The 22,899-nt window shown below is 38.7% G+C and carries 21 protein-coding genes and 1 other RNA gene; 12 read left to right on the top strand and 10 right to left on the bottom strand.

Going from position 1 to position 22,899, the window contains the following annotated elements; all coding sequences use genetic code 11:
* Positions 1–139 precede the first annotated feature (139 nt).
* From ACFSR8_RS15945 to ACFSR8_RS15925, 5 genes are all read left to right on the top strand, one after another.
* The gene (locus tag ACFSR8_RS15945) at positions 140–2,689 is read left to right on the top strand and encodes an ATP-dependent Clp protease ATP-binding subunit (RefSeq protein WP_380293850.1); all 2,550 of its coding nucleotides are present in this window, start codon (positions 140–142) and stop codon (positions 2,687–2,689) included.
* A gap of 120 nt (positions 2,690–2,809) precedes the next feature.
* Entirely contained in the window at positions 2,810–3,373 is a 564-nt protein-coding gene (locus tag ACFSR8_RS15940; RefSeq protein ID WP_380293848.1) for an RNA polymerase sigma factor, read from the top strand.
* Positions 3,374–3,385: 12 nt separating this feature from the next.
* Entirely contained in the window at positions 3,386–3,952 is a 567-nt protein-coding gene (locus tag ACFSR8_RS15935; RefSeq protein ID WP_380293846.1) for a hypothetical protein, read from the top strand.
* Positions 3,930–5,024 (top strand): hypothetical protein, encoded by a 1,095-nt coding sequence (locus ACFSR8_RS15930; RefSeq protein WP_380293844.1) that lies wholly within the window; start codon positions 3,930–3,932, stop codon positions 5,022–5,024. The genes ACFSR8_RS15935 and ACFSR8_RS15930 overlap by 23 nt, the downstream gene beginning before the upstream one ends.
* 10 nt (positions 5,025–5,034) lie before the next feature.
* A complete protein-coding gene (locus tag ACFSR8_RS15925; RefSeq protein WP_380293842.1) occupies positions 5,035–5,781 on the top strand; it encodes a head GIN domain-containing protein in 747 nt (248 codons plus the stop codon).
* A gap of 70 nt (positions 5,782–5,851) precedes the next feature.
* On the opposite strand, the gene ACFSR8_RS15920 is transcribed toward ACFSR8_RS15925, so the two are convergent.
* From ACFSR8_RS15920 to ACFSR8_RS15910, 3 genes are all read right to left on the bottom strand, one after another.
* A complete protein-coding gene (locus ACFSR8_RS15920) occupies positions 5,852–6,523 on the bottom strand; it encodes a lipocalin family protein (RefSeq protein WP_380293840.1) in 672 nt (223 codons plus the stop codon).
* A 156-nt stretch (positions 6,524–6,679) separates the two neighbouring features.
* Entirely contained in the window at positions 6,680–7,984 is a 1,305-nt protein-coding gene (locus ACFSR8_RS15915; protein WP_380293838.1) for an MFS transporter, read from the bottom strand.
* Between the two features lie 60 nt (positions 7,985–8,044).
* Positions 8,045–8,869 carry a M48 family metallopeptidase gene (locus ACFSR8_RS15910; protein ID WP_380293836.1) on the bottom strand — a complete coding sequence of 275 codons (825 nt, stop codon included), beginning with the start codon at positions 8,867–8,869 and terminating at the stop codon, positions 8,045–8,047.
* A gap of 215 nt (positions 8,870–9,084) precedes the next feature.
* On the opposite strand from ACFSR8_RS15910, the gene msrB reads away from it, so the two are divergent.
* Both msrB and ACFSR8_RS15900 read left to right on the top strand, forming a co-directional pair.
* On the top strand, positions 9,085–9,558 hold the full coding sequence (gene msrB, locus ACFSR8_RS15905; RefSeq protein WP_380293834.1) for a peptide-methionine (R)-S-oxide reductase MsrB: 474 nt from the start codon (positions 9,085–9,087) through the stop codon (positions 9,556–9,558).
* A 15-nt stretch (positions 9,559–9,573) separates the two neighbouring features.
* Positions 9,574–10,125 carry a DUF1572 family protein gene (locus ACFSR8_RS15900; protein WP_380293832.1) on the top strand — a complete coding sequence of 184 codons (552 nt, stop codon included), beginning with the start codon at positions 9,574–9,576 and terminating at the stop codon, positions 10,123–10,125.
* Positions 10,126–10,200: 75 nt separating this feature from the next.
* Here the strand turns inward: ACFSR8_RS15900 and ACFSR8_RS15895 are convergent, their stop codons facing one another.
* A complete protein-coding gene (locus ACFSR8_RS15895) occupies positions 10,201–11,490 on the bottom strand; it encodes an NAD(P)/FAD-dependent oxidoreductase (RefSeq protein WP_380293830.1) in 1,290 nt (429 codons plus the stop codon).
* 165 nt (positions 11,491–11,655) lie between these two features.
* Here ACFSR8_RS15895 and ACFSR8_RS15890 point away from each other — a divergent pair, with 165 nt between their 5' ends.
* Both ACFSR8_RS15890 and lpdA read left to right on the top strand, forming a co-directional pair.
* Entirely contained in the window at positions 11,656–12,186 is a 531-nt protein-coding gene (locus ACFSR8_RS15890) for a YceI family protein (protein ID WP_380293828.1), read from the top strand.
* Between the two features lie 151 nt (positions 12,187–12,337).
* Positions 12,338–13,714 (top strand): dihydrolipoyl dehydrogenase, encoded by a 1,377-nt coding sequence (gene lpdA / locus ACFSR8_RS15885; RefSeq protein WP_380293826.1) that lies wholly within the window; start codon positions 12,338–12,340, stop codon positions 13,712–13,714.
* Positions 13,715–13,890: 176 nt separating this feature from the next.
* Here the strand turns inward: lpdA and aroQ are convergent, their stop codons facing one another.
* Complete coding sequence (aroQ, locus tag ACFSR8_RS15880) at positions 13,891–14,304, bottom strand: type II 3-dehydroquinate dehydratase (RefSeq protein ID WP_380293824.1); 414 nt, start codon at positions 14,302–14,304, stop codon at positions 13,891–13,893.
* Between the two features lie 76 nt (positions 14,305–14,380).
* Positions 14,381–14,962, bottom strand: coding sequence for a porin family protein (locus ACFSR8_RS15875; protein ID WP_380293822.1), 582 nt, complete (start codon positions 14,960–14,962; stop codon positions 14,381–14,383).
* 224 nt (positions 14,963–15,186) lie between these two features.
* Here ACFSR8_RS15875 and ACFSR8_RS15870 point away from each other — a divergent pair, with 224 nt between their 5' ends.
* Positions 15,187–16,098 (top strand): site-specific tyrosine recombinase, encoded by a 912-nt coding sequence (locus ACFSR8_RS15870; protein ID WP_380293820.1) that lies wholly within the window; start codon positions 15,187–15,189, stop codon positions 16,096–16,098.
* Positions 16,099–16,165: 67 nt separating this feature from the next.
* Here ACFSR8_RS15870 and rny read toward each other — a convergent pair whose 3' ends face one another.
* From rny to ACFSR8_RS15850, 4 genes are all read right to left on the bottom strand, one after another.
* A complete protein-coding gene (gene rny, locus ACFSR8_RS15865) occupies positions 16,166–17,737 on the bottom strand; it encodes a ribonuclease Y (protein ID WP_380293818.1) in 1,572 nt (523 codons plus the stop codon).
* Positions 17,738–17,795: 58 nt separating this feature from the next.
* A non-coding RNA gene (gene ssrS, locus ACFSR8_RS15860) (6S RNA) lies at positions 17,796–17,904 on the bottom strand.
* Between the two features lie 56 nt (positions 17,905–17,960).
* On the bottom strand, positions 17,961–18,254 hold the full coding sequence (locus ACFSR8_RS15855; RefSeq protein ID WP_380293816.1) for a cell division protein ZapA: 294 nt from the start codon (positions 18,252–18,254) through the stop codon (positions 17,961–17,963).
* A gap of 14 nt (positions 18,255–18,268) precedes the next feature.
* Positions 18,269–18,559: a hypothetical protein gene (locus ACFSR8_RS15850; protein ID WP_380293814.1), complete on the bottom strand. Its 291-nt coding sequence runs from the start codon at positions 18,557–18,559 to the stop codon at positions 18,269–18,271.
* Between the two features lie 174 nt (positions 18,560–18,733).
* Between ACFSR8_RS15850 and ACFSR8_RS15845 the strand changes: the two genes are divergently transcribed.
* On the top strand, positions 18,734–20,419 hold the full coding sequence (locus ACFSR8_RS15845) for a M23 family metallopeptidase (protein ID WP_380293812.1): 1,686 nt from the start codon (positions 18,734–18,736) through the stop codon (positions 20,417–20,419).
* Positions 20,373–22,895, top strand: a complete 2,523-nt coding sequence (locus ACFSR8_RS15840; RefSeq protein WP_380293810.1) for a TonB-dependent receptor — start codon at positions 20,373–20,375, stop codon at positions 22,893–22,895. Before ACFSR8_RS15845 ends, ACFSR8_RS15840 begins: the two co-directional genes overlap by 47 nt.
* The last annotated feature ends 4 nt before the right edge of the window (positions 22,896–22,899 follow it).

Here is a 22,899-nt window from a genome sequence, read left to right as displayed (position 1 = left end):
TCGTTAATAAGTTATCCATGAATATCCTTTGATTTTATCGATATTTTTTCGTCAATTAGCCTGACTGCTACATTTTAAGGAACAGTTTTTGCCGTTAGTAAAATGTTTTAGTATTTTTAATGCAGAAAGGAACTTGACTATGGATGATAATTTTTCCCCAAGAGTAAAAGACGTAATTGCGTATAGCAAAGAAGAAGCCTTGCGTCTTGGCCATGATTTTATCGGCACCGAACACTTGATGTTGGGGCTGTTGCGTGATGGCAATGGTAAGGCTATCGACATATTGAACGCTTTGGATATCGACCTTAACCATTTAAGAAGAAAGGTTGAAATTTTAAGCCCGGCCAATCCAAATATCAGTGTGGCTTCCAATCAAAAGAAGAACCTTCACTTGACAAGGCAGGCGGAACGCGCTCTAAAAACTACCTTTTTAGAGGCTAAGCTGTTTCAAAGTTCTTCTATCAATACCGCACATTTATTATTATGTATTTTACGTAACGAAAATGACCCAACTACCAAACTACTGAATAAACTTAAGGTAGACTACGATAATGTTAAAGAGCAATTTAAACAAATGATTACAAACGAAAACGATTATATAGAGCCTAAAGCGGAATCTTTCCAAGATGATGATTCCAATTTAGGAGACGAATCTTCTAAAGAGAATATTTTTAATACGCCTTCCGGCAAGTCTAACAAGAAGTCCAAAACTCCTGTTCTTGACAATTTTGGGAGGGATTTAACGGCTTTAGCCGAAGAAGGCAAGTTAGACCCCGTTGTGGGTCGCGAAGCTGAAATACAGCGCGTTTCTCAAATTTTAAGTCGAAGGAAGAAAAACAATCCACTTTTGATTGGTGAACCCGGAGTAGGTAAATCTGCAATTGCAGAAGGTTTAGCCCTTCGTATTGTAAAGAGAAAAGTATCCAGAATTCTGTTTAATAAGAGAGTGGTGACGTTGGATTTGGCCAGTTTAGTAGCGGGAACAAAATACCGCGGACAGTTTGAAGAGCGCATGAAAGCCGTAATGAACGAGCTGGAAAAAAATGACGATGTTATTCTTTTTATTGATGAAATCCACACCATTGTTGGTGCTGGTGGCGCTACGGGTAGTTTGGATGCGTCCAATATGTTTAAGCCCGCTTTGGCACGTGGTGAAATTCAATGCATCGGGGCGACAACTTTGGACGAATACCGACAGTATATCGAAAAAGATGGTGCTTTAGAGCGGCGTTTCCAAAAGGTATTGGTACAACCTACCACTGTTGAGGAAACCATAGAAATCCTGAACAATATCAAAGGAAAATATGAGGAACACCACAACGTTGATTTTACCCCAGAAGCAATTGAAGCTTGTGTAAAATTGACCAACCGCTATATGACGGATAGATTCCTGCCGGACAAGGCTATTGATGCTTTGGACGAAGCAGGTTCTCGCGTTCACATTACAAATATTGATGTGCCTCAACAGATTTTGGAATTGGAAAAGAGATTGGAACAGGTTCGGGAAACTAAGAATTCTGTCGTTAAGAAGCAGAAATACGAGGAGGCGGCCAAATTAAGGGATGATGAAAAACGTTTGGAAAAGGAACTCTCTATCGCCCAAGAAAAATGGGAAGAGGAAACCAAACAGCATCGAGAAATTGTAACAGAGGACAATGTGGCAGATGTGGTGTCGATGATGACAGGTATTCCTGTTAATAGAATTGCACAGACAGAAATCAACAAATTGGCCGAGTTGCCCAACCTTATAAAAGGTAAAGTCATTGGCCAAGATGAAGCAGTTGCTAAAGTGGTAAAAGCCATTCAGCGTAACCGTGCTGGGTTGAAAGACCCGAATAAACCCATCGGTTCGTTCATTTTCCTCGGACAGACAGGTGTTGGCAAAACACAGTTGGCTAAGGTATTATCTCGTGAATTATTCGATAGTGAAGATTCTTTGATTCGAATCGATATGAGCGAGTACATGGAGAAATTCGCCATTTCCAGATTGGTAGGTGCACCTCCGGGATACGTGGGTTACGAAGAAGGCGGACAATTGACTGAAAAAGTGCGTCGCAAGCCTTATTCCGTAATTCTATTAGATGAAATTGAAAAAGCACATCCGGATGTGTTCAACATGTTGCTCCAAGTTCTCGACGATGGACATTTGACGGATAGCTTAGGCAGAAAAATAGATTTTAGAAACACGATCATTATTATGACTTCTAATATTGGCGCCAGAAAACTTAAGGATTTTGGTACAGGTATAGGTTTTGGAACGGCTTCTCAAAAAGCCCAGGAAGATGCCAATGCGCAAAAAGTCATTGAAAATGCATTGAAAAAATCCTTTGCTCCTGAATTCCTAAATCGAATTGACGATGTGGTCGTTTTCAACCCTCTTGAAAAAGAGGATATCAACAAAATTATTGATATTGAGTTGGACAAGCTTTTAGCAAGAATCAAAGACCTTGGCTATGTACTTAAATTGACCAAAAGCGCTAAAGATTACATTGCTGATAAAGGTTTTGATAAGCAATACGGCGCACGTCCATTAAAACGGGCTATTCAAAAATATGTTGAGGACGCCTTGGCTGAAGAAATTGTCGCATCAAATATTGGTGATGGCGATAAAATTATCATCGATTTTGACAAAAAGGAGAACGAACTAAAAATTGATATAGAAAAGGCCGAAAAGCCCACCGAGTCTTAATTTTTAGATAATTATAAAATATTTAAAACCTGCATCAAATTATGGATTGCAGGTTTTTTTTTGTTCCAAACTGTAACAAATTCAATTCAGGTGTATCTTTAATAACGAAACCGAGTTTTTTTGACGCCTAACCATCAAAATATTGAAAAACTAATCGCATTGTGCTTCGAGGGCAACCAAAGTGCACAAATGCAAGTCTATAACAGATATTATAAGGCCATGTACAACACGTCCATCCGAATAGTAAAAAACAGTTTTGAAGCAGAAGACATCATGCAGGATTCGTTTTTAACGGCGTTTACCAAATTGGATTCTCTGAAAGACATCAAAACCTTTGGACCTTGGTTAAAACGAATCGTGGTGAACAACAGTATTCATCATTATAGAAAAAGTATTAAGCATCAGGAAACGGCTTTGGAAGATGTACTCTATAAAATTGAAGATGAAAGTGACGGCATTGAAAGCGAGCAAACCTATCAAAATGCCAAAGTACAACAGGTTCTGACTGCCATGAGAGGACTAAAGGACAATTACAGAATAGCATTGACGCTGAGTTTGATAGAAGGCTACGATAATGAAGAAATAAGTGAAATTATGAAAATAAACCACGGTAATTGCCGCACACTTATTTCAAGAGCAAAAGACAGTCTTAGAAAAAGATTAAATGAAGTTTTGGTGAACTAAAACATAAAAGTGATGAACAAGGATAATTTGGACGAACTTTTTGAAAATTTAAAGGAGGAGTTTGATGTTGAAACGCCAGACGTTGACCATAAGCAACGCTTTTTGAACAAACTCCAAACCAATAGCGGGCCACGCTTGGTTGAGGTTCCTAAACAAAGGCGTCGTTTATGGAGGCCGTTAATCGGTGTGGCCGCTTCTATCGTATTGCTCATTGCATTGACTTTGAGCATACCAAAAGAAAGTGAATTTAGAGATTTAGCCAGTGTATCTCCAGAAATGGCGGAGGCCCAAAACTTCTTCAGTGCTGCGATATCAGAAGAATTAAACAAATTGAACGCGGAATCCGACCCTGATGCACAAATCCTAATTCTGGACGCTATAAAGAGATTAAATATACTGGAAGAAGAGTACCAAAATTTAAAAATGGATTTGACCGAAAGTGAAGAAGATAAACGCGTCATTTACGCCATGATTTCAAATTTTCAGACCAGAATTGACATATTACAAAGGACTTTGTTGGAAATAGAACATGTAAAACAATTAAAATCATCATCAAATGAAACGAGCAGTACCATTTAAATTAGCGCTTATACTCCTTTTGATTCCGTTGCTATCGATGGCATCGGAAAATCCGGGACTAAGAGGCAAACACAAAAAAGAAAAAGTCATTAAAAAGGAATTCAAAGTATCGGCAAACGCCAACCTTTCCGTAAACAACAGTTATGGTAATTTGGACATTGTCACATGGAACGAAAACCGCATTGTTTTTGAAATTACGATTATGACCTCCGGCAATAATGAAGAAAAAGTCCAAGATAGACTGGACGACATTACGGTTGAATTTGAAGCGGACCGTAGCAATGTTTCCGCTAGGACAAAATTTAACAAGGGCAAATCTAGCTCTTGGTGGAATTGGGGCGGTAAAAATAATGTCCACATGAAAGTGAACTATATCGTAAAAGTCCCAATTACTAATAGTATCGATTTAAACAACGACTACGGCAACATCAATGTAGGCAAACTAAAAGGTCGCGCAAAAATCAATTGTGATTACGGCAAAATCACAACCAAAGAGCTATTGGCCGATGACAACCAACTTTCATTTGATTATACCAGCGGTTGTTATTTCGACTACATTAAAACTGGTAAAATAAACGCAGACTATAGTAGCTACAAAGTGGGTAAAACTAAAGCTTTGGATATCAATGCGGATTACACTCAGTCTGAGGTGGATATTGCCGAAGACGTGACTTACAACTGCGACTATGGGTCTTTAAAAGTACATAATGCCAATACAGTAAGTGGCAACGGGGATTATGCGACGGTTATTATTGGAGACATTTACAAAGCCGTCTCTATCAAGGCAAGTTATGGAGCCATTAAAATTGAAAAACTATATCCCAGTTTTAAAGGTCTCAATATTAAATCGGACTATACTGGCATCAAAATTGGATACGACTCTAGTTTGAATTTTGATTTTGAGCTAGACCTAGAATATGCTGATATCAGTGGTGATACAGATTTTAATTTCTCGCAACGTATTCAGGAATCGTACAGAAAAAAGTATTATGGTTATTATGGGGCGCAAAATTCCAGCAACAAACTTACCATTTCTTCGGACTATGGCGGGGTAACTTTCTACAAACATTAAATCATCAATTATGAAACGAACAGTTATGAAATCAATCAGAAAGAAACAATTCGCATTTACGTTTTTTGGCTTATTATTTGTCTCAACGTCATTCGCCCAATGGGGAAAGGGTATAAAAGGCAACGGAAAAGTAACCTCGGTTACCAGGTCAACAAGTGATTATGAAGGCATAAAATGCGCGGGTTCAATGAATTTTGTTCTTGTAAAAGGAAAAGAAGGTAACATTGAAATTGAAGGCGAGGAAAATTTATTGGAATATATCATTACCGAAGTAAAAGATAATAAACTTATCGTGAAGACAAAAAAAGGGACCTATATAAAACCAAGCTGGGGAAAGCCGATTAAAATCACGATTCCTTTTGAAGACATAAGTTCTGTATCATTGAGCGGTTCAGGAGACATAGTAAGCGAGGATATTATTAATGCTGAAAATCTATCTGTCTACCTTTCGGACTCAGGTGATATTGTTCTAAATATCAAAACAGAATCTACCGAAAGTGCCAGCTCAGGTTCAGGCGATATCACCTTAAAAGGCGTTAGCAACAATCTGAAAACCAAAATTACAGGCTCAGGAGATTTCCACGGATTTGATTTGGACACTAACAATACAGAGGCCTCAACTACCGGTTCCGGTGATATTGAAGTAGTGAGCAACAAATTTTTAAAGGCTAGAGTAACTGGCTCCGGGGATATCGAGTATAGAGGCGATCCTAAATTAGATACAACGGTTTCTGGTTCTGGGAGTATTAGAAATTAACTTCAATCTACCTAATTATCGGAATAAAAGTTTAGTCAAAACGTAAATGGTTTTTATGTTTACGTTTTAACTATTGCCTTTCGTAGGTATAAATATCAACATAATTCACCCCTAATTCAGTATAGGAATCTTGCAATTTGAGTGTAGTCTCACTTAACTCTAGGACCTCTACTTCCACCTCTACACCGTCTCCAGTAGTATAGGAAAGAATATTATTTGCATCCAAATTGTAGCTTAAAACCTCTCCAACTTCCTCTATGTTACAATCATCACCTGAATAATCTACATCGGTTATTGTTTCAGTTGTATAAACTTCGTGCCAATAACATATTCCGGCAGCTTCGAGCTCTTCAGGAAGTTCTTCAATTCCATTAGAAGTCAGCGATACAATTCTCCAAACCCCAACGATACTAACTTGCATATCACCCACGATACAATCACCCAATCCGTCAATTAATATTTGAAAAGTGCCATCTGGATCACCGCAAAGCGCCACCTGATTCTCTAAAGCCTTCTTATAAGCATTACAAAATTCACCATAATTGGAATCAGATATAGAAACCCCTTGAAAAGTTAGGGCCACTTCAGTCGTATTTTGTGTCGCCTCAGAACAATTCGAAGCTATAGGGCCACCACTATTATCGGTTTGCTCGGGAACTTCGCCTTCAAAAGGCTCGATGTTGCAGGAGACAAAAATTAAAGCCAAAATAACAATTTGGGGAAGCGGTTTCATGAATTTCATTTGGGTAATGCTTTTGTTTAGCACTCACAAACATAGGGATTTATGACAATTAATAACACCGTTTTCCTCTTAACCTGCTGACTTTTCTATGAAGTGACTTAGATTAAAGTTGAACGGCAAATCCGATAGCAATCTTATCAATCATATTCAAATCAATTAGGATTGTGTTGAATCCAGTTTTGGGACTCTAAATAGTAAAATTATCCCGGCAAGGAAGAAGACTACCAAAAACAAAATAGCATTGCGCATACTACCGGTTATTTGGTCAATTGTTCCGTAAATGACCATCCCTATTACAATCCCTATTTTTTCAGCAACATCAAAAAAACTAAAATAAGATGTGGTGTCTTCTGTTTGGGGTAAAAATTTGGAGTAAGTAGAACGCGCTAAGGATTGTACGCCACCCATTACAAAACCAACAAGGCTAGCCCCAAAATAAAACTGATATGGTGTCACCATAAAATAGGCATAGACGCACAGTGCCATCCAAATGAAATTAATGCCAATTAAAGTTCTAATGTTGCCATATTTTGAGGACGCCCGTGAGGTTAAAAAAGCCCCTAATATTGCCACGAGCTGAATAATAAGGATACTCCCTATTAATCCAAAGGTTTTACTGTCACTACTGCCCCATGCTATTTCTTCCTCTCCAAAATACACCGCCACCAACATAATCGTCTGCACCGCCATACTAAACACAAAAAAAGCATAGAGGTACCTTTTTAATCGAAGATTTTCTAATAACTCCCTCCAAACCGCATGCAATTCCCTAAATCCGTTAAAAACAACATCCTTGGTGATTTTGTGCCCTGAGGATACCCCTTTTGGTAACCATTTAAATGAATATTGGCTGAATAAGGCCCACCACAACCCAACCGTAACAAATGAATAACGCATCATGTCCATTTTTGATTCACCGGACTCCTGAGTCATTACCATTGCTAAATTGATCATCAATAAAAGTACACTTCCCACATAACCCATAGAAAAGCCTTTGGCACTAATGCTATCCTGTTGTTCAGGAAAAGCGATATCTGGTAGATAGGAATTATAATATACCAAGCTACCCCAGTACCCTATGAGCCCCATAAAATAAAAGAGCAAACTTAGATGGATACGGTCCAAACTAAACCAATATAAACCAATACACCCAGCGCTGCCCAAATAGCAGAAAAACTTCAAAAAGTTTTTCTTGTTACCAACATAATCAGCTATCCCCGAAAGGATCGGTGACATCACCGCCACCACCAAAAAGGTAAATGCCGTAACAAAAGTAATGAGCGCAGTACTTTTAAATTCCGTACCAAAAGCTTCTACTCTTTTAACTTCCGACAGAAACAATGCGGAATAAAAAATCGGAAAAATGGATGAAGTAATGGTAAGTGTATAAACCGAATTGGCCCAATCGTAAAATGCCCAGGCATTCAGTAGTTTTTTACTTCCTTTTTTAAGTTGGTTCATAAAAAAAGTCACGCTTTATTTGCGTGACTTCTAAAGTAATGAAATATTTTATTCTGAAAGCTAATTTATGCTTCTAAAGGAAGAAACTCCAAATTTATTGGCTTCCTTTTTTGCAAGTGGAGCCCATTCTTTTAAATTGGTAATCCTCGTATCATTTGAAGGATGCGTACTTAAAAATTCAGGTGGTGCTTGCCCTCCACTATTAGCTTTCATTCGTTTCCACAATTCAGAAGCCTCGTCAGGGTTATATCCAGCAATGGCCATCAAATAGATTCCTATTTTATCAGCTTCACTTTCGTGGCTTCTACTAAATGGCAACATCACCCCTACGGTAGAGCCAATCCCATAAGCTTGATTAAACATATCTCTCTTCCTTCCGTCTTGAATGGCAATATTTCCTGCAACGGCGCCCAGCTGTTGTAACATGCCTGCACTCATTCGCTGTTGACCATGGTTGGCCAAAGCGTGTGCTACTTCATGTCCCATAATCGCGGCTACACCGGTTTCACTTTTTGCAATCGGCAAAATCCCGGTATAAAAAACTATTTTTCCACCTGGCATACACCAAGCATTCACCGTTTTATCATCTACTAAATTATATTCCCATTGATAATCCTCTAAATATCCTTGGTGATTATTCGCGTTTAACCAACGTTCTGCAGCAACCGCAATTCTTTGTCCCACCCTTGTAATCATTTCGGCATCTTTGGTACCTTTTACTACCTTATTTTCATTCAAAAACTGGTTGTATTGCGCGAAAGCCGTTGGAAACAATTGGGAATTAGGCACTAAAGCCAAGGTTTTCTTTTGAGTAAATGGATTCGTTGCACAAGCCACGATAACCAACAGCACAACAGTTCCTATAATTGTATTTCTTAAATTCATAATTCCTTTAATTTAGAGTTAAATGTACAAAATCGAATCCTAATTTTAAGACCCTTTTAGTTTTAATTGGTCACATTTTATTCAATATTTGGCTATTCAATTGTTTCTAAAATCAAGTTAACAAATGTTTGCTTTTTCACTTAGATGAAATTATTCATTAGATAGCTGTTATGATTTGAATGGAAAACCGACCTATGTAAAACAAATTCCATACCATGAATAAATTCTTCACCCTTTTAGTTTTAACGGTTTTATTTAACTGCAACTCCAATGCTCAAAAGCAACCTAACAAACAATATGACATAACTAAAACGGAAGCCCAATGGAAAAGCCAATTGACAGATTTGGAATTCTACGTTTTGCGGAAAGCGGGCACTGAAAGGGCCTTTACAAGCCCTTTAAATAAGAATTACGAGAACGGCATTTATTTGTGTAAAGGCTGCGATACACCTCTTTTCAAAAGTGAACATAAATTTGATTCAGGGACGGGTTGGCCTAGTTTTGACCGAGAAATCAAGGGGAATGTGGAATACTCCACAGATTATCATTTGGGCTACGCCCGAACCGAGGAACATTGCGCTACCTGTGGAGGTCATTTGGGACATGTGTTTAATGACGGCCCAAGAAATACTACAGGAAAAAGGCACTGTATCAACGGGGTTTCGTTGAAGTTTGTTCCGAAAAAATAGCATTATATTTATAGAATGGAAAGCTATTTAACCAGTGTTATCAAACAGTTTGAATATTATAAATCTTTGGGCGATAAAACCTTTAAAGATTTGTCATTTAAAGAATTGCAAAAAGAGTTTGCCCAAAACTTCAATTCCATTACTATTATTGTAAAACATTTAGCAGGCAATATGCTTAGCCGTTGGACCAATTTTCTAATCGAAGACGGAGAGAAAGTATGGAGACATCGAGATGCCGAATTTGAGGATTCCTTTATCTCAAAAAATGAAATGCTTGATGAATGGAACAAAGGTTGGAAATGCCTTTTTGATGCCATCAGGCCTTTAAATGAAAAAGATTTAGAGGACATAATTTATATCAGAAACCAAGGCCATACGGTTACCGAAGCCATCAATCGCCAGTTGGCACATTACGCATATCACGTGGGACAAATCGTATTTTTAGGTAAACTTCTAAAAGGTGAAGATTGGCAATCGCTGTCCATACCTAAAGGCGATTCGAAAAAGTATAACACCGAAAAATTCAGTAAAGATAAAGGGAGAAGGCATTTTACAGATGACCTATAGTTCACTTCGAAGTCTCAGTATTCAGTGGATAGTTTTCGGCAAACAAAGCAACATTCAATTCTTCCCTTGCCAGAGTCAAACCTCTACTTTGTGCTTGTTTTTAAACGGCCTGATAATCAATCTTGCCTCCCTATCAAATCGCACGTAATTATAAACCCAGTTTACAAAAACCACCATACGGTTTCTAAAGCCGATAAGGAAAAACAGGTGGACATACATCCAAACATACCAAGCAAAAACACCCTGAAATTTCCATTTTTTAAGATCCACCACTGCCTTATTTCGCCCTATGGTGGCCATAGAACCTTTGTCTTTATAAACAAATGGCTTTAGAGGCTTTTCCTCCAAAATTCGCAATAAATTGTCCCCCAATTGTTCTCCCTGTTGAATTGCAGGTTGGGCCATCATTGGCAGTCCATGGGGATGCTCTTCGTTAACCATACAAGCTATATCTCCAATAGCAAAAATATGCTCAAAGCCTTTGATTTGGTTAAATTCGTTCACAATAATACGATTTCTATTGGCAACCAATTCTTGAGCGTCAACGCCTTTTATAGTTGCACCTTTTACTCCTGCTGCCCAAATCAACGTGGCGGTTTCAAGGGTCAAATCAGTATTTGTAGTAGCTGTTTTACCGTCATAATTCGTAACGCGCACATTCTTCCAAACATTAACTCCCAGTTTTTCTAAAAAATCTTCTGCTTTCTGAGACGCCTGAGCACTCATTCCTTTCAGGATACAATCACCAGATTGGACGATATGAATTTGGGCCAGTCTGGTATCCAAATCGGGATAATCCTTTGGAAGAATTCCTTTTTTTATTTCTGCTAAAGCCCCGGCCAACTCAACACCAGTAGGGCCTCCGCCGACGATAACGAAATTCATTAGAGCGTTACGCTCATTCAAATCCGATGTTAAAAGGGCATCTTCAAAATTCTCGAGAATCAGGCTTCTCAAATTAAGGGACTGCGGTATGGTTTTCATCGCCATACTATGCTTCTCAATTTCAGAATTGCCAAAATAGTTGGTTTTCGAACCAGTGGCCACTACTAGGTAGTCAAATTTTAAATTGCCAATATTCGTTCTAACCTTGTTCTTTTTTGTATCAATTTCTTCAACATTAGCCAGTCTGAAATAAAAGTTTGGGAAATCTTTCAAAATCTTTCTTATCGGATATGCAATAGAATCAGGCTCTAAGCCTCCAGTAGATACTTGATACAAAAGTGGTTGAAACGTGTGATAGTTATTTTTGTCCAGCAAAACCACCTGAACTTCCTGTTTCGACAGCTTTTTGGCTAAGGCTACACCAGCAAAACCACCACCGATAATTACCACTCTCGGAAAACTCATTCTAGGAATATTCATAGGACAAAAAGTTGAAGCGCAAAGTTAGCAAAAGCATTCATACTTAGAGTTCTTAAATTTAACATTAGGCTGTAATGTTTCAATATAATAACGACTTAAATAGCGCTTATTTCTTTATCTTTATCAGAAAATTGCTTCAGTCAATTTGTCAAAAAAAACAATGTTATGAAACCATTTAAATTTGCCCTTCTTATCTTGTTCTGCTTCGGAATTTCTACTGCCATTGCACAAACTATTGATACCAAAAAATCAAAGGTAGAATTTCATATTACCGGAGGAGGTCTTTTTAAAGTTAAAGGGACTTTTACGGGTATGAAAGGTGATTTCAATTTTGACAAAACCAATTTAAAAAACTCCAATTTCAATATTTGTATTGATGCGAGTACTATCAACACCAAAAACAAAAAGCGGGATGCCCATTTAAAAGATCCTGATTTTTTTGATGTGGATAAATATCCAACTGTTTGTTTTGAATCTACTGCTGTTGTCCGGACCGCGAGCGGATTTGTCACTAATGGAAATATGACAATTCTTGAAACGACACGCGCTGTAGAAATCCCATTTACCTATGAAAACAATACGTTTCTCGGTGAGTTGGTTATTGACAGGTTTGATTATGAACTGGGCAAAGAGTATGGCACCATTCGCGTAGGGAAAGAAGCTACTATTACTATCAAATGCATCGTACGGAATTAGATCACCTAATTTCAACTGACACTTTATTACTACCAATATTTCATGGGTCCAACCCATGATTCGCTATGCCCAGGTGTTTTTTTATATTAATAACGCTCTTAATTTATTTTTCAAATTCGATTTCGTAAATTCGTACCCTAAATTTTAACAAATGAGTAAATACGATATTATAGTTCTTGGAAGTGGCCCAGGTGGATACGTTACTGCAATTCGCGCGTCACAATTGGGTTTTAAGACCGCTGTTATTGAAAAGGAAAATCTTGGAGGTGTATGTTTGAATTGGGGCTGTATCCCAACAAAAGCGCTTTTAAAATCAGCCCAGGTGTTTGAATATCTAAAACATGCTGAAGATTATGGCTTAAAGGTGAAGGATGCCAATCATGATTTTGACGCTGTGGTAAAACGTAGCCGAGGCGTTGCCGAAGGGATGAGCAAAGGTGTTCAGTTTCTAATGAAGAAGAACAAAATTGATGTCATCGACGGCTTTGGAAAATTGAAACCCGGAAAAAAGATTGACGTTGATGGCAAAGAATATAGCGCAGACCATATTGTCATAGCCACTGGAGCACGTTCTCGGGAGTTGCCAAGTTTGCCCCAAGATGGCGAAAAGGTAATTGGCTACAGAGAAGCCATGTCACTTAAAAAGCAACCTAAGAAGATGATTGTAGTAGGTTCGGGAGCAATAGGCGTGGAATTTGCCTATTTTTATAATTCTATCGGAACTGAAGTTACAATCGTTGAATATTTACCGAATATTGTACCCGTTGAAGATGAAGAGGTATCAAAGCAATTAGAGCGTTCTTTTAAAAAGAGTGGCATTAATATTATGACTTCAGCCGAGGTTACCAGTGTAGATACTTCCGGAAAAGGTGTTAAGGCCAATGTAAAGACCCAAAAGGGTGAAGAAGTTTTAGAGGCGGATATCATTCTTTCTGCAGTGGGCATCAAAACCAATATCGAAAACATTGGTTTGGAAGATGTGGGTATTGTTGTGGATCGTGATAAAATATTGGTGAACGATTATTACCAAACCAACATTCCTGGATATTATGCCATTGGTGATGTTACCCCAGGACAAGCTTTGGCACATGTCGCTTCTGCAGAAGGCATTTTATGCGTTGAAAAAATTGCGGGCCATCATGTTGAGCCTATTGATTACGGTAATATTCCTGGATGCACTTATTGCTCGCCAGAGATTGCCAGTGTTGGGCTGACAGAAAAGCAAGCCAAGGAAAAAGGATTTGATATTAAGGTTGGTAAATTCCCATTCTCGGCATCTGGTAAAGCAAGTGCCGGAGGAAATAAAGAAGGATTTGTAAAAGTGATTTTCGATGCAAAATATGGTGAATGGCTGGGTTGCCACATGATTGGTGCCGGTGTAACCGATATGATTGCTGAGGCCGTTTTAGGCCGAAAATTGGAAACTACAGGACACGAGGTTTTAAAAGCCGTACATCCTCACCCAACGATGAGTGAAGCTGTTATGGAAGCCGTAGCGGCGGCTTATGATGAGGTGATACATATTTAGAAAACAAGCCCCTCCTAGCCTCCCCGAAGGGGAGGAACTCTTACTCGGGTGAAAATAAAAAGACAAGGTTCGAAATTCTTTCGAACCTTGTCTTTTTGCGTATAGTTTTTTCCGCTTGAGTGATACACCTCCCCTTTGGGGAGGCCGGGAGGGGCCAGAAGCTAGTTGGGGCTTTTCTAAAAACTCTGAATCGCCAATTCGTAACTCTGCAGGCCAAAGCCTAAAATTACACCCTTGGCATTTGGCGAAATATAGGATTGATGCCTAAACTCTTCACGCCCAAATGTATTGGATATATGCACTTCTACGACAGGAGTTTCGATGCCTTTAATAGCATCCCCTATGCCCACGGAGGTATGGGTATAGGCTGCCGCGTTTAAAATAATGCCATCATAACTAAACCCTACTTCGTGCAATTTATCAATCAACTCCCCCTCTATGTTGGACTGAAAATAATCAATATGAATATCAGGATATTTGCTTTTCACCTCTTCCAAAAACTCTGTAAAGGTTAAGCTTCCATAAATATTTGGCTCACGCTTTCCCAATAAATTCAGGTTTGGGCCGTTGATGATGATTAGTTTTTTCATCTGATAAAAGTACAAAACTTATGCATAAAAAAAACCGAAGCATAGGCCTCGGTTTTTACATGTTAAATATATAACTTTAAAACGTCCAACTACCGCCTATCTGCAAAACATTGTTGTTTATTTTAAAGGTATCGCTGTTTTCATTTATATTACACAGTCCAAAAGTATATCGAGCATTGGCGCCTAAATGATCTGTAATTTTATATTCCACTCCTATACCGGCACTAAGATCAACCGTTTTGAAACTGTCCTTAATATCTTCTTTATCGTTATCGTCAATGTATTGCGCATCAACTAATAATCCTACCTGTGGCCCTGCTTCAACATAAAGCCTATCAACGACCTTATATTTGGCCAACACAGGAACATTGACATAGGCTAAGCGATACCTCTCATTATACATTCCGTCATCCCATCTTGTGCCTTGTTTAGATAGAGCAACTTCAAGTTGCATCATAAGATTTTCTAGTAATGACATCACAACAAACCCGCCAACATTAAAACCAGAAAGCAGCTTATTGTCTTGAACATCCCCGCCAAGATTAGATAAATTGTAACCCGCCTTGACACCAAATTGTAAGCCTTTTGTGTTGTCTTGTGCATTGGCTCCTAATAACACGAAAATGGCTAACGCCACCGATAAAAGTAATTTTTTCATAATAATAAAGTTTATAGTTTGATTGAAACAAAGTAAATACATTTTTCTATAATTTTTGATATCTCAAACCTAGTTATTAACATTTTTGTCAACATTTAACGATTAAGTGTTTGATTATCAAACAGCAATACATTAAAAGTTATCAACAATTCATTGAATCATCTTGTTTAAAACATGTTCAAAACCTTTACGCGAAGTCATCAAATTCCCTTATTTTAGTTCCTATGAAATGGGAAAGCGCCTTAAAGGATTACCAATTATACCTAAAGATTGAACGAGGGCTATCCAAAAATTCTATTGAAAACTACAGCCTAGATATTTTAAAATTGGTTTCGTTTTTGGAATCCAATGAAATAAAGGAAACTCCAATCACCATTTCTACTGATACTATCCAACAATGCATCTACGAAGAAGCAAAACGGCTTAACGAACGTTCGCGGTCGAGGTTGATTTCTGGCCTTCGCAGTTTTTTTGACTATTTAGTATTTGAAGACTACCGTAAGGACAACCCATTAGAATTGATTGAAACTCCTAAAATTGGCAGAAAGCTTCCCGACACCTTAAGTGTTGAAGAAATTAACGATTTAATAGGGGCCATTGACCTTTCAAAGCAATTTAACGGAATTAATATAGGTGAGCGGAATAGGGCCATGCTAGAGACTTTATACGGTTGTGGCCTTCGAGTAAGCGAACTCATTAACCTGAAAATTTCAGATTTGTTTTTTGAAGAAGGGTTTATCAAGGTGACCGGCAAGGGAGACAAACAACGTTTTGTCCCTATTGTTGAAGCCACGATGAAGTACATCAACATTTACAAAGACCAAATCAGAACCCACATAGATGTGAAGGAAGGGTTTGAGGACACATTATTTTTGAATCACAGGGGCAAACAATTAACGCGTGCTATGGTGTTCACCATCATTAAACAATTAGTGGAAAAAATAGGGCTGAAAAAAAATGTGTCACCGCACACTTTTAGGCATTCTTTCGCAACGCATCTTTTGCAGAACAACGCCGATTTAAGAGCCATCCAAATGATGTTGGGTCACGAGAGCATCACCACTACTGAAATCTATGTCCATTTGGATAAAAGCCACTTGGCAAAGGTGGTTGAGAAATACCATCCCAGAAAGTAGGTCTGAAAAAAAGAAAAGTCCAGTTTTTAAACTGGACTCTATCAAATAACTTTAAGACCGTAAGTAGTTATTTCGCTATATTAACAGCCCGTGTTTCCCTAATTACAGTAACTTTCACCTGCCCAGGGTAGGTCATATCCGTTTGAATCTTTTGAGATATATTAAAGGATAATTCTGCTGATTGTTCGTCACTTACCTTTTCGCTCTCTACAATCACGCGAAGCTCACGACCAGCCTGAATTGCATAGGCCTTTTTTACGCCTGTAAACCCAAAGGCAATATCTTCCATATCCTTCAATCGCTGGATGTAGCTATCCAAAACCTGACGACGTGCCCCGGGCCTCGCTCCAGAAATTGCATCACACACCTGAACGATTGGCGCCAATAAAGATTTCATTTCAATTTCATCATGATGCGCACCTACAGCATTGCAAACATCACCTTTTTCACCAAATTTTTCCACCCACTGCATTCCTAAAATAGCATGAGGTGTTTCCATATCCGCTTCCGCATCTGGCACTTTACCAATGTCGTGCAATAGGCCTGCTCTTTTAGCCAGTTTTGGATTCAACCCTAATTCAGCCGCCATTACGCCACAAAGTTTTGCCACCTCTCGCGAGTGCTGCAACAAGTTTTGCCCATAAGATGAGCGGTACTTCATCCTGCCGACCATTTTAATCAATTCTGGATGCAAATTGTGGATTCCTAAATCTATCACCGTACGCTTACCAACTTCGATAATTTCTTGTTCAATCTGTTTTGTGGTCTTTTTTACAATTTCCTCAATACGTGCAGGATGTATTCTGCCGTCTGTCACCAGTTTATGAAGAGACAACCGAGCAATCTCACGACGGACAGCATCAAAACAGGAAAGGATAATCGCCTCAGGGGTATCGTCAACGATAATCTCTACACCCGTTGCGGCTTCGATGGCTCTGATATTTCTACCTTCCCGACCTATTATTCTGCCTTTTACGTCATCAGACTCAATATTGAAAACCGACACACAATTATCCACAGCCTCCTCGGTTCCAATACGCTGAATAGTATTGATAATAACTTTTTTTGCCTCCTGTTCCGCAGTTAATTTTGCCTCTTCCAAAGCGCCTTGAATATAAGCCATGGCATCATTTTTGGCCTCGCCCTTTAAGGATTCCACCAGTTGTTCCTTGGCCTCCTCGGCTGATAAACTAGAAATCACCTCCAATTGTTGCACCTGGCTTTTATGAAGCTTATCCAATTCAGATTGCTTCTTCTCCAAAACATCTAAACGATGATCGTAATCCTTTATCTTGTTTTCAAGATTTCCGTTAAGCTTTTTATTCTTGGCCAATTCTTGGGATATTTGAGATTCTTTATCCCGGGTACGTTTTTCTGCTTCGGCCATTTTTTTGTCACGAGCCAATATAACCTTCTCGTGTTCGGCTTTCAGCTCAATAAATTTCTCCTTCGCCTGAAGGATTTTGTCCTTTTTTATCGTTTCACCTTCACTTTTCGCTTCTTTTAAGACGGTAGCGGCATTTTTCTTAGCGTTCTTTATAAGTTTCGATGCATTGTTTTTCTCTATTGTTTTGGCTATGATAAATCCTATGATTAGCCCTACTATTACTCCTCCGGCAATTAATACAATTGGGTCCATTTTTAATTTAGTTGAATTATATATATAAAAAAACCTACATCAGTAAAGCATTTTGTATAAACTCCTTAAAAACAAGTTTAGGGCTAACAAGCTGATCAAGGGTCTGCGACAAAGGCAGCATGCTTTTACAACTTAAACTCACCCTTTTTAAAGAATTAATGTTGAGTTTATCAAAAAAAATAACCGATGTAGGTAGTAACTTTTCTACTTATTTTAAAGAACGTTAAGAGCCTAAATGTGTTTCCAATAGTTGGTTAAGCGCATCTAACTTGCTCTCAACAACCTCATTGTTTGACTCTTTATCTATTGTTTTTTGCTCCGCTTGGGATGCAAACTGTAGGGCACACATGGCCAGTACATCCTGCTTATCCCTAACGGAATAACTTTGCTCAAATTGCCTAATCATGGCCTCAATGTTCTTCGCCGCCTTTCGCAATCCCTCTTCCTGTTTTGCATCGATGGTTAACGGATATACCCTATTGGCTATGGATAGCTTTATTTTAAGCTTCTCTGACATTGATTTTTACTGCATCATTCGGACAACTGTGTAATACAGTGGTCAATATCACGGATTAATGCATTTATTTTAAGCTTAGTCTCTCTTTTATTATCGTCACTACCAAGCATTGAGTTTGCCATTTTCAGAGTATTATACTTTTCTTCCCATTCGGCATTTTGCCTCTGTTGGTTTTGAATTTCTTGTTTTGCCACACTCAATTCATCTGATAATCTCGAATTTGAATGCTTTAAATTCTCTAATCGGTGCAAAACCTTACTGATTTTATTCTCTAGAGAATCAACAATTCCTTCAATGTTACTCATTTACAAAATTCAATACTTACCTTACAAAGTTAACATACCTTGCCTAAAATTACAATTGTTTTTTCATAAAATTTGGAAATGCCCTAGGAATAAGACTTTCGCCAATAATGGCTCGATTTTTGAATTCGCTTTGCCAATTAGTAGCAAATTAATATTTTAGCCCAATACATGCCTATGCGATCTATTTTTGCCCTATTACTGCTCTTTTCGGCATATGTCAAAGCCCAAAATATATATCCTCAAGACTATTTTTCAAGTCCATTAGAAATCCCTTTGATACTTTCGGGAACCTTTGCGGAACTACGCTCCAATCATTTTCATTCAGGGATGGATATAAAAACCCAACAACGCACAGGGTTGAAGGTGAAATCTTGTGCGGATGGCTATGTGAGCCGTATAAAAGTATCACATTTTGGCTACGGAAAGGCACTTTACATTACGCACCCAAATGGCTATACCACTGTTTATGCCCACCTCAAAAAGTTTGGGCCGGCCATCGAAAGTTATGTCAAAAAACGTCAATACAAAAAGGAGTCTTATGAAATTCAATTATTCCCAAAAGCTGATGAACTTTTGGTGAAAAAGGACTGTTTAGTGGCTTATAGCGGTAATTCTGGAGGTTCTGGTGGGCCACATCTTCATTTTGAAATTCGAGACAATGCTGAACGTCCAATTAACCCAATGCTTTTTGGTATCAATATAAAAGACAGTAAGTTACCGACGGTTACTTCAATTTTTGCTTACCCTTTAAACGAAAGCTCTCATGTAAACAATTCTAATAAAAAACAACAGTTGAGATTGATCCCATTGAAGAATGGCGATTATACGGTTGAAAATTTTGAAGCTTTCGGCAAAATCGGTTTTGGCATCACTACTTGGGATCGACAAGATTTGGCCGGAAACAAGAATGGTGTACACAATATCCAAACATTTTTAAATGGACGGAAGAATTTTGAACTGGATTTTAGACGATTTTCCTTTGATGAAACCAAACACATCAATCAACTGATCGATTATGAGCATTACAAGACGAAACGACAACGTGTTCAAAAATTGTTTGTGGACAACAACACATTGAGCCTTTACAAGGATGTTGAAAACGAAGGCGTAATTTCCGTAGAAGACAGTACTTATTTAGTCTATAAAATAAAGGTGAATGATTTTCAGAATAATGCAACCTGGGTCACCCTTTCCATTAAGGGCAAAAAGAGCCAATCAGTTACACCGAAAGTTTCAGACAAAACGCCTTATTTCATCTTTGCTGACAAGGCTACCACATTGAAAGAAGCCCCCGTTGAAGTCAATATTTTCCCCAGCACGTTCTACAACAATTTCTTTATGGATTACAAAATCTCAAACGATACATTAATGCTTCACAAGGACGTGGTACCCCTCAAAAAAAGCGCAAAGGTATCTTTTGATATCAGTAAATATGGCGATTCCGAAAAACAAAAACTATACATTGCCAAGCTATCCGGATACAACAAACGCCCTTATTATACGTTTACCAAACGTAGCGGAGACACCTTGACCACCTATACAAAAACACTGGGGACCTTCACATTGGCTACCGACAGTATAAAACCCTCAATTACGCCAATCAATTTCAAGGATGGGCAGTGGCTAAGCAAGTTCAGGTTTTTAAAAATCAAGATTGAAGATAAAGATTCGGGGATTTCAAACTATAGGGCCACAGTAAATGGAAAGTGGGTTTTAATGGAGTACGATTATAAAAAGAAGACCCTTACTTATGATTTTAATGATGGTATTGTTACCGACACAAAAAATAATTTAAAAGTAATTGTTACGGATAATGTCGGAAATAATTCTACTTTTGAAGCACTGTTTTACAGAAAATAAACTTTGGCAACATTTGAAAACTAACCTTCTCCAAACCCTCATTCTATTTTTTGTTATAATTTCTGCTGGATTTGCCCAGAAAGCAACCATTAAAGGTGTAATTCTGGACGACAATAACAAACCCATCCCTAAAGTTTCAGTTGCCTCTGGAAATTTAGGTACGGAAACCAACGAAAACGGCTTCTATTCTTTGGACATCCCTGCGAATCAGGATGTCGTTTTAGAATTTACGCATCTTTCATTTAAAAAGGTGGTGGCTACATTCAATTTAAAAAATGGGGTAATTAAAGAGTTTAACCCTGTGATGAATATTTCAGTGGAGCAGATTTCAGAAGTGACCATTTCTGGAACGCGTCGAAAAGAAGTCGAGGGCATTGTGACTTTGCAACCAGAAACGATTAGAAAAATCCCAGGAGCTAACGCAGGTGTGGAGAATTTATTGATGACATTACCCGGTGTCAGCAATAACAATGAACTAAGTACACAGTATTCTGTCCGTGGAGGAAACTTTGATGAAAATTTGGTGTATATCAACGGGATTCAGGTGTATCGCCCATTTTTGGTGCGCTCCGGTCAACAGGAAGGCTTGAGTTTTGTAAACTCCTATTTAGTGCAGAATGTGGATTTTTCCGCAGGTGGATTTCAGGCTAAATTTGGGGACAGGCTGTCCTCTGTGTTGGATATCACCTACAAAACACCTTATCAATTTGAGGTTAATGCCGACATAAGCTTGCTCGGCGCAAGTGTTTCCTATGAAAATGTCAGCAAGGATTCAAAGTTTACCAGTATTGTGGGGGCACGTTATAGAGACAACAGTTTGCTGGTAAACGCTAAAGAGACAGAAACTAATTTTCAACCGGTGTTTGCTGATTTACAGGGGTTTTTCACCTATAAGTTCACCAATAAGTTTCATATGAGTTTTTTAGGAAATGCATCTTTGAACACCTATGATTACGAACCGCTTTCTAGGCAAACCAATTTTGGTACACTATCAGAACCGATTGCACTTTTGGTTGTTTATGATGGGCAGGAAAAAACCAGGTATCAGACACTTTTTGGAGCGCTACAAGGCACCTATTTTGCTAATGACGATTTAACTTTGAATTTAACCGCATCTACCTACCATACCACTGAAGAAGAGTATTTTGACATTTTGGCACAGTATAGCTTAGGGGAGGTTAACGGAAATATTGGCGACGAGGATTTAGGTGAAGTAGAATTTAGCGAAGGCATCGGAAGCCAGTTAAGTCATGGAAGAAACGATTTGGATGCCCTAATTACAACTGTCGAGCACAAAGGCGACTATAATATTAACGACAATAGAATTGAGTGGTCCATCAAATACACCAATGAAGATTTCAGGGATCGTTTGGTGGAATGGGAAGTTATCGATTCGGCAGGGTTTTCCATCCGGCCACCCAGAACTATCCCAGGAAACGAACAGCCCTATGAAGCTTATGAAGGACCGCTAACACCATTTACGAATGTAAGAGCTACCAACAAAGTTCAAATTAACCGCATACAGGCCTATGCCCAATGGAGCAAACGCTCAACTATAGGCACTAGCGATGTATGGTACAATGCCGGGGTGCGTGCGCATAACTGGGGTGTTAAAGGTGAAGGGGTTTCTTCTTCAAACCAAACGGTTTTTAGCCCAAGAGCACAATTCGCCATAAAACCCTATTGGAAAAGGGATATGCTGTTCCGGATTGCAGGTGGACTTTACTACCAACCGCCTTTTTACAGGGAATTAAGGGATTCCATGGGCATGGTTCAACCAAATGTTAAAGCACAAAAATCTGTCCATGTGGTCCTGGGGAATGACTTCAGTTTCAAAATGTGGGACAGGCCTTTTAAGCTAACTTCTGAGCTGTTTTACAAAAATCTATCAGACGTAAACCCCTATACACTGGAAAATGTGCGTATTCGTTATCGCGCCAAAAATAATGCTAAAGCATATGCTTACGGGCTGGATATGCGCCTTAACGGGGAGTTCGTGCCAGGAACAGAGTCATGGTTTAGTTTCGGATATTTGAAAACTGAGGAAAATATTGAAAACCGGGGCTATATTTCGCGGCCGACCGACCAAAGATTAAAATTTGCAGCACTTTTCCAAGACTATGTTCCCAATATTCCTTCGTTAAAAATGTACTTAAATTTAGTCTATAATACTGGTTTGCCAGGTGGCTCGCCAAGCTATGCCGATCCTTACCAATATCAGACGCGCCTACCGGACTATAAAAGGGCGGATATAGGCTTTCAATTGGTGCTTGTGGACGCAAAGAAACAGTTCAGCAGAGGCTGGAAAAAACCGTTCAAGGAGCTTGCCTTCGGTTTTGAAATATTCAATGTTTTTGACGTACAAAACTCCATCACCAATACTTGGGTGCGAGATGTGTATACGAAACGCCAATTTGCCATTCCCAACTTTTTAACGCCAAGAGTGTTTAATGTTAGGACAACGATGAAGTTTTAGGTAG

It is taken from the genome of Hyunsoonleella rubra, from assembly GCF_042684665.1.
Lineage (GTDB): Bacteria > Bacteroidota > Bacteroidia > Flavobacteriales > Flavobacteriaceae > Jejuia > Jejuia rubra.
The sequence above is the reverse complement of the archived record's forward strand: the minus strand, read 5'-3'. Positions and strand labels throughout refer to the sequence as shown.